We start from the raw sequence: 12,487 nt of genomic DNA on the forward strand, positions 1-12,487 counted from the left end.
ATTTTATCATCGGCTTTAACACCTAACAGATTATCTTCACAAAAACTTTTTATTTTTTTATCTTCTATTTTTGAAGTTAATTTTTTTAAATGTGGATGAGACACATGTTCGTGCCTATCAAGCGCTACATACGACATGGGCAGAAGTAGGAAATCAGAAACAAGTGCCAAGCTACGGACACCATGACCATGTGTCCATTTTTGGTGCAGTTGACGTTCAACAAGGCGATGTGGTGTTTCATCGTGCATCATCCGCCAATGCCGAAACGTTCCTTGACTTTTTGCGCCGATTGAGCTTGAGGTGTATAAAAAGCCAAACGTCAAGCCTATTACGTATACGCTCCAAGAACGAAACGTCGGACTTAACATTTTGCCACGCTGGGGAAATTACAAGCTAAAAGAAATCGATCGGGTCGAGTAAAAAAATGGATCAACGAATTGGGGAAACAATATAGCGAGGGGACAGTGCGGCGAATTCACAGCATCATGAACTCAGCACTGAATGATGCTGTTCATGAATTTCGTATTTTGCGCGAGAATCCCGTCACTAAAACCACTATTCCAAAGGAGACAGAGAAAAATAACGATCTGAAGTATTTTACACGTGAGCAACTGGAGAAGTTTTTGAACGAGGTAAAGAAGCCGCAAAAACACGCGAAGTATCAACATTCGATTCAATATTACGTGTTATTTACGCTTTTAGCGCGGACAGGATTACGAATTGGCGAAGCGTTGGCTTTGACCTGGGATGATATTGACTTGGAAAATAAAACGCTCACGGTGAACAAAACGCTAGTGTGTCCGACGAACTCGACACCCTATCTTTCCACTCCAAAATCAAAGGCGAGTCTGCGGACGATTAAGCTGGATGAAGTGACCATTCGTTTATTGAAAAAACATCGCATCAATCGGAACGAGATGTATTTAAGATATCCCGGCTACAAGAAGCCAGAAACGAACATCGTCTTTCACCAGCAAGACGGACGTTGGTTGCGGACGAATGTCGTAAGGGAGCATTTCAAAGAAGTATGTAAACGGGCAGAACTTCCTGTTTTATCGCCGCATGCGTTACGTCATAGTCACGCCGTGCATCTTTTAGAGGCTGGGGCAAATATCAAATATGTTTCCGAGCGATTAGAGCATGCCAGCATAAAAATGACCGCTGATACGTACCTCCATGTGACCAAAAAAATTGAGGATGGGGCACTGGAGTTGTATCAGCGGTACACCGAAAGAAAATGAATTGTGGGTGTAGCGCCTATAAGCAAACGCTACACCATTGATATTATAAGGATTATCCAATACTACCTTCCATTTCAAACTTAATGAGTCGGTTCATTTCAACGGCGTATTCCATCGGCAATTCTCTCGTAAACGGCTCAATAAAGCCCATAACGATCATTTCTGTCGCTTCTTGTTCAGAGATGCCGCGGCTCATTAAATAAAATAGTTGTTCTTCTGATACTTTCGACACTTTTGCTTCATGCTCAAGCGAAATGTTGTCGTTTAAAATTTCGTTGTATGGAATCGTATCAGATGTCGATTGATTATCCATAATGAGCGTGTCACACTCAATATTTGAACGAGAACCGTCCGCTTTCCGTCCGAAATGAACGATACCGCGATATGTGACTTTTCCACCTTGTTTCGAAATCGATTTTGAGACGATCGTTGATGACGTATTTGGCGCTAAATGAATCATTTTCGCGCCAGCATCTTGATGTTGCCCTTTGCCAGCAATCGCAATCGAAAGCGTCAAGCCACGCGCGCCTTCTCCTTTTAAAATGACAGCTGGGTATTTCATCGTTAATTTTGAACCGATATTTCCATCGATCCATTCCATCGTTGCATTTTCTTCGCAAACAGCGCGCTTTGTCACGAGGTTAAAGACGTTGTTTGCCCAGTTTTGAATCGTTGTATAACGGCAATATGCGCCTTTTTTCACGATAATTTCAACGACTGCGCTATGAAGTGAGTTTGTCGTATAGACAGGCGCTGTACAGCCTTCCACGTAATGAACATGCGCCCCTTCATCAACGATAATTAACGTCCGTTCAAATTGTCCCATATTTTCCGAGTTAATGCGGAAATATGCTTGCAATGGCGTATCGACTTTTACACCTTTTGGCACGTAAATGAATGAACCACCAGACCAAACAGCAGAGTTGAGCGCTGCAAATTTATTATCTGTCGGCGGAACAACTTTTGCCCAATGCTCGCGAAATAAATCTTCATTTTCTTTTAACGCCGAGTCTGTATCTTTAAAAATGACCCCTAATTTCTCTAGATCTTCTTTCATGTTATGGTATACAACTTCCGACTCGTATTGCGCCGATACCCCAGCTAAATATTTTTGTTCTGCTTCTGGAATACCGAGCTTATCGAACGTTGCTTTAATTTCTTCCGGCACCTCATCCCAAGAACGACCGGATTTTTCCGATGGTTTGACGTAATAAGTAATTTCATCGAAATCTAAACTTGATAAATCGCCGCCCCATTGTGGCATCGGCATGCTGTAAAAAATGTCTAACGCTTTTAAGCGGAAGTCGAGCATCCACTTTGGTTCATTTTTCATTCGCGAAATTTCTTCTACAATTTCGCGCGTTAAGCCGCGCTCAGCACGGAAGACAGATACATCTTTATCGGCGAAACCGTACTTATATTCACCGATTTCTGGCATTTTTTTCGCCATCTCTTTCGCCTCCTTTTTTATGACTAGCCTTGTTGCTCATGTAATCCTTTTTCCATCGCTTTCCACGCTAATGTAGCGCATTTAATGCGGGCAGGGAATTTTGATACGCCTTGAAGTGCTTCAATATCGCCTAAATCAATTGAGTCGTCATAATCTTTTCCTTGCATCATGTCTGAAAAAATCGTTGATAGCTTAAGCGCTTCTTCAATTGTTTTTCCCTTGATCGCCTCTGTCATCATCGATGCAGAGGACATCGAAATAGAACAACCTTCTCCTTCAAACTTCGCATCGACAATTTTCCTATCTTCTACTTTTAATGTTAAGTGAATGCGATCACCACACGTCGGGTTGTTCATGTTTATATCGACGTGCTCCCCTTCTAACACACCACGATTTCTCGGATTTTTGTAATGATCCATAATAACTTGTCGATACAACGTATCTAAATGGCTATTAAAAGACATAGCTGAAATACTCCTTCGTTTTCTTTAATGCTGAAACGAGTGCATCAATTTCTTCTTCGGTATTGTATAAGTAAAAGCTTGCACGTGCGGTCGCCGTCACGTTTAGCCATTTCATTAGCGGCTGCGCACAATGGTGACCAGCACGAACGGCAATGCCTTCGGCGTCTAAAACGGTCGCAACATCGTGCGGATGCACACCGTCAATATTAAATGTCACAAGCCCGGCGCGTTCTTTCGGGCCGTAAATCGTTAATCCGTCAATCGTTGCAAGCTGTTCAAGCGCATATTGCGCTAAACGATGTTCGTGCTCAGCAATATGATCTAACCCAACTTGCTCAAGGAAATCAATTGCAGCCCCTAAGCCAATCGCTCCTGCGATAATTGGCGTGCCGCCTTCAAATTTCCACGGAAGCTCTTTCCACGTCGACTCATACAAGCCGACGAAATCAATCATTTCCCCACCAAACTCAACAGGTTCCATTTGCTCAAGCAATCGTTTTTTACCGTATAATACGCCAATACCTGTCGGACCGCACATTTTATGGCCTGAAAACGCATAAAAATCACAATCTAGCTCCTGTACGTTCACTTTCATATGCGGCGTGCTTTGTGCCCCGTCAACAACAACGACGGCACCGTTCTTATGGGCAATTTGCGCAATTTCTTTTACAGGATTGATCGTACCTAGGACGTTCGATACGTACATGATCGCAACAATTTTCGTGTTTGGCGTGACTGTTTGTTCCACATCTTCTAACCGGATCGTGCCGTCTGGTTGAAGCGGAATGTATTTTAACGTTGCCCCTGTTTGTTTGGCGACTTGTTGCCACGGGATGATATTGCTATGATGCTCCATGTACGTAATAACGATTTCATCGCCTTCACGTACGTTTGCTCGCCCATAGCTTGCCGCCACTAAGTTAATCGCTGTTGTCGTCCCGCGTGTAAAAATAATTTCTTCCGTTGAGGCGGCACCGATGAAGCGGCGCACTTTTTCGCGCGCCCCTTCATATGCGTCAGTTGCCTTCGTCCCAAGCGTATGCACGCCACGATGAACGTTTGAATTGTATTGACGATAATAATTGTCAATCGCCTCAATGACCGGCAGCGGTTTTTGCGACGTTGCTGCACTGTCTAAATAAACAAGCGGTTTGCCGTTTACTTGTTGATCTAAAATCGGAAATAGTTGACGAAGTTCTTTTACGTTCATCATTTAACTTTCCTTTCGATCACTTCGATTAATTGTTTTTTCACACGTTCAATCGGAATTTCATTGACGACTGGCGCCAAAAAGCCATGAATAATTAATCGCTCCGCTTCCGTTTTCGGAATACCACGGCTCATTAAATAATATAATTGTGTCGGGTCAACGCGACCGACCGATGCCGCATGGCCTGCTGTGACGTCATCTTCATCAATTAATAAAATTGGGTTCGCATCGCCACGCGCTTTCGGGCTTAACATAAGCACACGCGACTCTTGCTCTGCATTTGATTTCGATGCCCCGTGCTCAATTTTACCAATCCCGTTAAAAATGGATGTCGCTTCATCTTTCACAACGCCATGTTTTAAAATGTAACCTTCCGTATGCTTTCCGTAATGAATAACACTTGTCGTAAAGTTTTGGACTTGCTCACCGCGACTCACAACAACTGTCTTTGTATCACCAAAAGACCCATCGCCGATCAAGCGCGTAATGTTTTCTGAAATTGTATTTCCGTCGTTCATTAAACCGAGCGCCCATTCAATACGCGCATGGCGGCCTGTAATTCCACGACGGTTCACATATGTCGTCGTTCCTTTAGCTAAACTATCGACCGCTCCAAAAAATACTTGCGCATCGTCTAATGCAAACACCTCAGCAATGATGTTCACGATCGCTTCGGAACGTTCACATGTTGAAATATAGTTTTCAACATACGTCACTTTGCTACCGACATCCGCAACGATAATGACATGGTTAAATAACGCTTCCGCCTTTTCATGGACATATACCGCCTGCAAAGGAACGTCGATTTGAACGTGCTTTGGTACATATACAAACACACCACCATTTACAAGCGCAGCATGAAGTGCAGCAAGACGGTGCTCATTTACTTTGACGCCGTCCATAAAATATTTTTGTACAAGTTCGCTATGTTCGCGAACAGCTGTCGCTAAGTCTGTAAAAATGACACCTTTTTCTTTTAATTCATCGGCAAGCGATACGTATGCACATGTATGATCGCGTTGCACATATACATTTTTTTGTTCCTCATCGATATCAATAAGCACTTTCACTTCTTCTGGCAACTCTTCTAACGACGAAAGCGGTGCGCTTTCAACGAGATGAGTAGAAAATTGTGTAAAGTTCCAACGATCAATTTTTGTTTTATCTGGCTTCGGTAAAGGAAGTTGTTCCGCTTGCGCAAGAGCTTGTAAGCGAACGTTTAAAAGCCAGTCCGGTTCTCCACGCCCTTCAGAAAAAGAGCGGACATATTGTTGGTCGAATGGTAGTTTCGTCTCAATCATCACAAATCCTCCTAACGCTTACGCTTCTTGCTCGACGACTTCATCTTCAATGCCTAGCTCTTTTTTAATCCAATCGTATCCTTCAGCCTCAAGACGTTGTGCTAACTCTGGACCACCAGATTTCACGATGCGTCCTTGCATCATAACATGCACGTAATCTGGCGTAATGTAGTTTAATAAACGCTGATAGTGCGTAATGATTAAACAGCCGAAGTCGTTGCTGCGCATTTCATTGACGCCTTTTGCAACAACTTTTAATGCATCAATGTCAAGACCTGAGTCAATTTCATCTAAAATTGCAATTTTCGGTTGTAACATCATTAATTGTAAAATTTCGTTTCTCTTTTTCTCTCCGCCTGAAAATCCTTCGTTTAAATAACGATGCGCCATATCTGGATTCATTTCTAAAAACGCCATTTTTTCGTCTAATTGACGAATGAATTTCATTAATGAAATTTCATTTCCTTCTCCACGACGTGCGTTAATCGCTGAGCGAAGGAAATCAGCATTCGTTACACCGCTAATTTCGCTCGGATATTGCATCGCTAAAAAGAGACCGGCACGAGCGCGCTCATCTACTTCCATTTCTAATACATCTTGACCATCTAATGTAATGCTTCCTTTTGTTACTTCATATTTTGGATGGCCCATAATCGCCGCCGATAATGTCGATTTTCCCGTTCCGTTCGGTCCCATAATTGCGTGGAACTCGCCGCCTTTAATTTCAAGGTTAACCCCTTTTAAAATTTCTTTTCCGTCAATTGCAACGTGAAGATCTTTAATTGTTAATGTTGCCATAAAAAAATACCTCCAGTTTCGCTTATGTTCATAAAAAACGTAATTCTCATTTTATTCTCATTACAATTTTATAACAGATGAAAATTATTAGCAACCTTATTGCAAGCATTTTGATACTTTTTTGTTTCTAAAGTTTGTTTACTTTATCACGTATGTAAAAAAGGATAGGGAATTCCTATCCTTTTAATGCATGCGAGTAAACGCGTTAAACGTTTGTCCAACTTTCGGCATATGTTGCGTAAATGTTCCTAACCCTTGCTTATATTCGTGTAAACATTGTTCTATCGACATATGCACGCCTCCTTCCTTTTTATCATGCGTCGTTTTCGAGGAAATATAAAAGGACGCCCGAATGGACATCCTTATTTTGCCGCTGGAATAACAGCACCGTTATATTTTTGTAAAATGAAGTCTTGAATTTCCTTTGATTGCAACACTTCAACAAGCGTTTGAATTTCTTTACGTTTTTCGTCACCTTTACGAACCGCGATAATGTTCACGTATGGGTTGTTTTCTGGCGATTCAACCGCAATCGGATCTTTTGCTGGGTCTAAACCAGCATCTAGTGCATAGTTTGCGTTAATTAATACCGCGTCTCCTTCGTTGTTTTTATACACTTGCGGAAGCAATCCTGCTTCGATATCTGCTTCAAACACTAAATTTTTCGGATTTTCAACGATATCATCAACGGTTGCTTTCGTTTTATCAACGCCTTCTTTTAACTTAATTAACCCTTTTTCTTCAAGCATCGATAAAATACGGCCGTGATCAGCAACAGAGTTACTCATAATGATTTTCGCACCGTTTGGTAGCTCTTCAAGGCTTTTGTATTTTTTTGAATATACGCCAATCGGCTCAATATGAATACCGCCTGCATTCACAAAGTCATAGCCATGCTCTTTCATTTGAGATTCTAAATAAGGAATGTGTTGGAAATAGTTTGCATCTAACTCTTTATCCGCTAATGCTTTGTTTGGTAACACGTAATCTTGGAACGTCACAATTTCTAGTTCAATTCCTTTTTCTTTTAAAATCGGTTTTGCTTTTTCTAAAATTTCGGCATGTGGCACGTTTGATGCCCCAACGACAAGCTTATTCGTTTTTTCTTCGGCACTTTCGCTTTTTCCGCAAGCAGCGAGCGCTAATACAACAACTGCAGCAACAAGTAAAGAGATCCATTTTTTCATTTGTTTTTTCCTCCTTTTATCGTTTATCTATTTTAGAAGTGACAAAGTCACCAATAAACTGAATGATAAAGACGATGATTAAAATGAGCACTGTCGCAACAAACGTCACATCGTTATTGTTGCGTTGAAATCCTTCTAAATACGCTAAGTTTCCAAGCCCCCCAGCACCGACAACTCCTGCCATCGCTGTATAACCAACGAGCGCGATCGTTGTAACTGTAATACCAGATACAAGTGCTGGCAACGCTTCAGGGAGAAGCACTTTCCAAATAATTGTTGCTGTCGTTGCCCCCATCGCTTTTGCCGCTTCAATGACACCTTTATCAATTTCACGAAGCGCAATTTCAACCATGCGTGCATAAAACGGAGCGGCCCCGATAATGAGTGCCGGTAGCGCAGCATCCGCTCCAAGAATTGTACCAACGACAAGTTTCGTAAATGGAATAAGCAAAATAATTAAAATAATAAACGGTATAGAACGAAAAATGTTGACGAACGATGCGATCACACCGTTAATAAAACGATTTTCCCATATGTTTCCCTTAGACGTTAAAAAGAGTAACAATCCGAGTAAAATACCAAGCACAAACGTTGCGACAACGGAGACGGCGGTCATATACAACGTTTCCATTGTTGCCGCCCATATTTTATCCCAAACGACGTTCGGAAATAGTTCATTGAACATTCGCCAACACCTCCACTCCAACTTCTTGCTGGCGAATAAAAGCGAGTGCTCGCTCGATTTCTTCATCGGCACCGTCTAAATGAACGAACAACACCCCGTATGAACCGTGATGCGTTTGCGAAATTTTCCCTTGCAAAATGTTCACGTTTAAATCAAATTGTCGAATGATGTGCGTGATGAGCGGTTGCTCAGCTGCTTCGCCAACAAATGTAAGCTGTACAACTTTTCCATTTGGATATCGCTCAAGAAGATGCAACATCGCTTCTTTCGTTTCTTCCGGCTCAGTTACTTGTTGAACAAAACGCTTCGTAATCGGCTGCTCCGGCTTACGAAACACGTGAAGCACTTCACCCATTTCAACAATTTTTCCGTTTTCCATGACCGCTACACGATCACAAATTTTACGAATAACGTGCATTTCATGAGTGATTAATACGATCGTTAAACCGAGACGTTTATTAATGTCGACGAGCAAATCTAAGATGGAATCTGTCGTTTGTGGGTCGAGCGCTGACGTCGCCTCGTCGCACAACAACACTTTCGGATTGTTTGCTAACGCGCGCGCAATGCCGACACGTTGTTTTTGCCCGCCGCTTAGTTGTGACGGATATGCATTTTCTCTCCCTTGCAAACCGACGAGCTGAATAAGTTCATCGACACGCTTCATCCGTTCTTCTTTCGGCACGCCAGCAATTTCTAACGGAAAAGCAATATTTTCGCGCACGGTTCGCGACCAAAGCAAATTAAAATGTTGAAAAATCATACCGATTTGTTGGCGTGCTTGTCGCAATTGTTTTCCACTAATTTTTCCGATGTCCTTGCCATCGACGATGACTTCGCCGCTCGTTGGCTTTTCTAATCCGTTCAATAACCGAATGAGCGAACTTTTTCCTGCTCCACTATAACCGATAATACCAAAAATTTCTCCTGCTTCAATATGCAAGTTCACACGATCAACAGCCGTCACATGTCCACTTGCTGCTTTATACACTTTTGTTACATTCGATAATGTGATCACGTTGCTGTCACCTTCCTTCCATGAAAAAAGCCTTTCTGCCCAAGAGAACAGAAAGGCGCGAATCGTCCATTCTGTCTCTTATCTCTCAAAGCAAACGCTTTGTGTGAATTGGCACCATTTCAGCAGCGCTGACGGTTGCCGGGTTTCATCGGGCACATCCCTCCACCTCTCTTGATAAGAGCGCTTTTAAACGCTTTATTCAGTTAATGTTTTAACACATTCAAGGACTATTTTAAACTACGAGAGTGAGTATATCATTGAAAGAAAGATGATGTCAATAAAAATAATAAAAATTTTTTGATATAAAAAGCGTGCTAGATATATGCAGCTAGCACGTTTTTATTACACTTGCGAATATACGGAACGGACACCCGTTGCTGCTTCAATCGCTTGTTCTAAGTCTTCAATTAAATCATCGACATTTTCAATACCAACAGATAAACGAATCATATCTTCCGTTACGCCGGATGCTTTCAAATCTTCTGAACTTAACTGTTGATGCGTTGTACTTGCAGGATGAATAATTAAACTTTTTGCATCGCCGACGTTTGCCACATGTGACCAAAGCTTAACGTTGTTAATTAACGTAGCCCCTGCTTCACGGCCACCTTGAATGCCGAAGACAACGACTGCTCCTGCCCCTTTTGGCATATATTTTTTCGCTAGCTCTTTTGCTGGATGGTCGTCGTGTTCCGGATACAACACCCAATTAACTGCTGGATGGTTGTCCAAATACTCGACGATTTTTCTCGTATTGGCAATATGTTCTTTCATGCGGACGTGTAACGTTTCCAGTCCTAAATTAAACTGAAACGCGTTGAATGGGCTAATCGCTGGACCTAAGTCACGTAACAACTGCACGCGTGCTTTCACGATATACGCCGCCGCACCGATGTCTGCGTATACGAGATTATGGTAACTTGGATCTGGCGTCGTAAACGCTGGAAACTTCGGCGAATGCCAATCAAATTTTCCACCATCGACAATGATACCACCTAACGTCGTTCCGTTACCAAGCAACCATTTCGTTGCCGAATGAACGACGATATCTGCCCCATGCTCGATTGGCCTGCAAAGGTACGGAGTTGCAAACGTGTTGTCAATAATCAACGGAATGCCTGCTTCATGCGCAATTTCCGCAACCGCCTCAATGTCTAACACATGCAGGCTTGGGTTGCCAATTGTTTCGGCAAAAATCGCTTTCGTTTTTGGTGTAATTGCCGCACGGAAATTTTCCGGATCAGACGGATCGACAAAATGTGTTGTAATGCCATATTTCGGCAACGTATTCGCAAACAAATTGTACGTTCCTCCATATAACGTCGAAGCAGAAACGATGTCATCCCCGGCTTGAGCGACGTTTAATATCGCCATCGTAATAGCAGCCATGCCGCTCGCTACCGCTAAAGCACCGATGCCCCCTTCAAGTTGAGCGACACGCTCTTCAAACACCGTTACCGTCGGATTATGAATGCGTGTATAAATGTACCCCGCTTCCTTTAATGCAAATAAATTCGCCGCATGCTCTGTACTGTCAAACAAATATGCATTCGACTGATAAATCGGCACCGCCCGCGCTTTCGTTACTGGATCCGTTTGCAATCCGCCATGAACAGCGATCGTTTCAAATTTCATCGTTTCCCCCCAAATACAATAATTTACTAATATTTTGAATTTTAACACGACAAAATGCGTTCGTCAACGAACAACATCATACGGTTTAGCAAGAAAAAAGATTGACTCTAACAATAAAATGTGACGAAACGATGCTGTGACGGATAATTCATTTAAGCGAAGCTGTTGTTGGAGTTTTAACGAACCTTTTAATAATGACATCATCGCTTGTGCTGAACCGCGAATCGTAATCATTCGCTCCGCATTTACCTCTTCAACACGACGAATGCCCTCTTTTGATATGCATAATAATATTTGCTCATTTTCCCATTGCAATTGAATATATAAACAGTCATTCGGCAAAATCGGCGCTAACATGTTCATTTAACCGCCCCCCGTTCCATATTTCTCAATATCCATTGTTTCCATATAAATGCGAGTAGTTCCTGCTATAAACGCTCGACAAATGTCTCGTTTCCTCGTCAATTTCCCAAGAAATATGTCGAAAGCTGGCTTTATTCAGCCAGCTTTCGCAACGTTTCGTATAAATATGGAACAGAATGAAAAGCATATATTTTTTGTACAAGTTTATCATGTTGAAAAATAAGTAAACACGGAACGCTTTCGATGCACCACTCAACCGCTTTGTCCGGCACGTAGTTTAAATCTTGACGTTCAAATGTAACAGATGGCAATAACTGCTCAAGTACATCAACCATACGACTTGCCACTTGACATGTTCCACATAATGGCGTGTACATATAGACAACTTTCACAACGATCACACAACTTTCTATAAATATTGTGCGTGTACATCGATATTTGCACTTAATAACACGACCGCAATATGATGCTTCGGAGCTGCTGCGACTTCACGATACATTTTATCAATATATAAGTGCTCAGCATGCGGAAACTCTCGACGGAGTTGACGACGTAATTTCTCCCCCGCTTCATCGGAATCGACTAAAATGTACACTTCTTTATCGTACAAAGCATCGATTAATTCATCAAGTTTGGCGGTGCCAAGCGTTCCGTTTGTACATATAATTTCAACTGGCTCACTAATGATGCTTTCGACTTTTCGTTTATCTGAGCGCCCTTCAACAATAATCACTTTTTCTACCTCAACAATCGCCATCGTCATCACCTTGCATATTCATTTATGTATATTATATTCGTGATCGTACACTTTTTCTCCTTTTATTCAATACAAAAGGACAGCGATGGCGCTGTCCTTAACACCAACCACCTTCTGTATCACAATCGACATATTTCATATTTGGATGTTCAGTAACTGTTACGCTTTTCAAAATACGCCCGTTTTGTTGTTGGTATCCATGCTTTAACTTTAACTTATTCGTTTCTTGAACAAATTCTCCAACACATTCGTTGTCATAAAACAGCTCAAAGTTGCCGTTTTCATTAAATTTCCCAACAACATCCTTTGTAATATCGATTGTTTTTTGTTTTAACAAAAAAGACACCCCAGTGTCATAGGGTGCCCTGTGATGTGTGT

At 42.0% G+C, this 12,487-nt stretch carries 14 protein-coding genes, 1 pseudogene and 1 riboswitch; of the genes and pseudogenes, 2 read left to right on the plus strand and 13 right to left on the minus strand.

Annotated features, from left to right (window positions below):
• Nucleotides 1-91 precede the first annotated feature (91 nt).
• Both ABEV15_RS02140 and ABEV15_RS02145 read left to right on the plus strand, forming a co-directional pair.
• Complete coding sequence (locus ABEV15_RS02140) at nucleotides 92-397, plus strand: transposase (RefSeq protein ID WP_339171358.1); 306 nt, start codon at nucleotides 92-94, stop codon at nucleotides 395-397.
• Nucleotides 295-1,241, plus strand: a pseudogene (locus tag ABEV15_RS02145) (tyrosine-type recombinase/integrase); the annotation flags it as partial. The gene ABEV15_RS02140 and the pseudogene ABEV15_RS02145, both read left to right, overlap by 103 nt.
• Before the next feature lie 52 nt (nucleotides 1,242-1,293).
• Here ABEV15_RS02145 and sufB read toward each other — a convergent pair.
• From sufB to ABEV15_RS02210, 13 genes are all read right to left on the minus strand, one after another.
• Entirely contained in the window at nucleotides 1,294-2,691 is a 1,398-nt protein-coding gene (gene sufB / locus ABEV15_RS02150) for a Fe-S cluster assembly protein SufB (RefSeq protein WP_006322751.1), read from the minus strand.
• Nucleotides 2,692-2,714: 23 nt separating this feature from the next.
• A complete protein-coding gene (gene sufU / locus ABEV15_RS02155; RefSeq protein ID WP_004892402.1) occupies nucleotides 2,715-3,155 on the minus strand; it encodes a Fe-S cluster assembly sulfur transfer protein SufU in 441 nt (146 codons plus the stop codon).
• Nucleotides 3,145-4,365, minus strand: a complete 1,221-nt coding sequence (locus tag ABEV15_RS02160; RefSeq protein WP_339171366.1) for a cysteine desulfurase — start codon at nucleotides 4,363-4,365, stop codon at nucleotides 3,145-3,147. The genes sufU and ABEV15_RS02160 overlap by 11 nt, the downstream gene beginning before the upstream one ends.
• Complete coding sequence (sufD, locus tag ABEV15_RS02165; protein WP_498852259.1) at nucleotides 4,365-5,669, minus strand: Fe-S cluster assembly protein SufD; 1,305 nt, start codon at nucleotides 5,667-5,669, stop codon at nucleotides 4,365-4,367. Before sufD ends, ABEV15_RS02160 begins: the two co-directional genes overlap by 1 nt.
• A 15-nt stretch (nucleotides 5,670-5,684) precedes the next feature.
• Nucleotides 5,685-6,464, minus strand: coding sequence for a Fe-S cluster assembly ATPase SufC (sufC, locus tag ABEV15_RS02170; RefSeq protein ID WP_006322743.1), 780 nt, complete (start codon nucleotides 6,462-6,464; stop codon nucleotides 5,685-5,687).
• 362 nt (nucleotides 6,465-6,826) lie between these two features.
• Entirely contained in the window at nucleotides 6,827-7,651 is an 825-nt protein-coding gene (locus ABEV15_RS02175; RefSeq protein WP_192948496.1) for a MetQ/NlpA family ABC transporter substrate-binding protein, read from the minus strand.
• Nucleotides 7,652-7,667: 16 nt separating this feature from the next.
• Entirely contained in the window at nucleotides 7,668-8,336 is a 669-nt protein-coding gene (locus ABEV15_RS02180; RefSeq protein ID WP_192948497.1) for a methionine ABC transporter permease, read from the minus strand.
• A complete protein-coding gene (locus ABEV15_RS02185; protein ID WP_498852260.1) occupies nucleotides 8,326-9,354 on the minus strand; it encodes a methionine ABC transporter ATP-binding protein in 1,029 nt (342 codons plus the stop codon). Before ABEV15_RS02185 ends, ABEV15_RS02180 begins: the two co-directional genes overlap by 11 nt.
• A 75-nt stretch (nucleotides 9,355-9,429) precedes the next feature.
• A riboswitch (SAM riboswitch) is annotated at nucleotides 9,430-9,535 on the minus strand.
• Between the two features lie 161 nt (nucleotides 9,536-9,696).
• Complete coding sequence (locus ABEV15_RS02190; protein ID WP_498852261.1) at nucleotides 9,697-10,989, minus strand: O-acetylhomoserine aminocarboxypropyltransferase/cysteine synthase family protein; 1,293 nt, start codon at nucleotides 10,987-10,989, stop codon at nucleotides 9,697-9,699.
• A 63-nt stretch (nucleotides 10,990-11,052) separates the two neighbouring features.
• Nucleotides 11,053-11,352: a sterol-binding protein gene (locus ABEV15_RS02195; protein WP_498726313.1), complete on the minus strand. Its 300-nt coding sequence runs from the start codon at nucleotides 11,350-11,352 to the stop codon at nucleotides 11,053-11,055.
• Nucleotides 11,353-11,483: 131 nt separating this feature from the next.
• On the minus strand, nucleotides 11,484-11,753 hold the full coding sequence (locus ABEV15_RS02200; RefSeq protein WP_004892431.1) for a thioredoxin family protein: 270 nt from the start codon (nucleotides 11,751-11,753) through the stop codon (nucleotides 11,484-11,486).
• A gap of 8 nt (nucleotides 11,754-11,761) precedes the next feature.
• Nucleotides 11,762-12,109, minus strand: a complete 348-nt coding sequence (locus tag ABEV15_RS02205) for a toprim domain-containing protein (RefSeq protein WP_004892434.1) — start codon at nucleotides 12,107-12,109, stop codon at nucleotides 11,762-11,764.
• Between the two features lie 97 nt (nucleotides 12,110-12,206).
• Entirely contained in the window at nucleotides 12,207-12,455 is a 249-nt protein-coding gene (locus ABEV15_RS02210) for a YusG family protein (protein ID WP_498852262.1), read from the minus strand.
• Nucleotides 12,456-12,487: the final 32 nt, after the last annotated feature.

The organism is Bhargavaea massiliensis (assembly GCF_050480245.1).
Lineage (GTDB): Bacteria > Bacillota > Bacilli > Bacillales > Anoxybacillaceae > Anoxybacillus.

Bases quoted from the DNA above. Each gene is read 5' to 3' on its own strand.
- ABEV15_RS02175 (WP_192948496.1), bottom strand. From the start codon at position 7,651: ATGAAAAAATGGATCTCTTTACTTGTTGCTGCAGTTGTTGTATTAGCG.
- ABEV15_RS02205 (WP_004892434.1), bottom strand. From the start codon at position 12,109: ATGGCGATTGTTGAGGTAGAAAAAGTGATTATTGTTGAAGGGCGCTCA.
- sufC (WP_006322743.1), bottom strand. From the start codon at position 6,464: ATGGCAACATTAACAATTAAAGATCTTCACGTTGCAATTGACGGAAAA.
- ABEV15_RS02160 (WP_339171366.1), bottom strand. From the start codon at position 4,365: ATGAACGTAAAAGAACTTCGTCAACTATTTCCGATTTTAGATCAACAA.
- ABEV15_RS02180 (WP_192948497.1), bottom strand. From the start codon at position 8,336: ATGTTCAATGAACTATTTCCGAACGTCGTTTGGGATAAAATATGGGCG.
- sufB (WP_006322751.1), bottom strand. From the start codon at position 2,691: ATGGCGAAAAAAATGCCAGAAATCGGTGAATATAAGTACGGTTTCGCC.
- ABEV15_RS02190 (WP_498852261.1), bottom strand. From the start codon at position 10,989: ATGAAATTTGAAACGATCGCTGTTCATGGCGGATTGCAAACGGATCCA.
- ABEV15_RS02195 (WP_498726313.1), bottom strand. From the start codon at position 11,352: ATGAACATGTTAGCGCCGATTTTGCCGAATGACTGTTTATATATTCAA.
- sufU (WP_004892402.1), bottom strand. From the start codon at position 3,155: ATGTCTTTTAATAGCCATTTAGATACGTTGTATCGACAAGTTATTATG.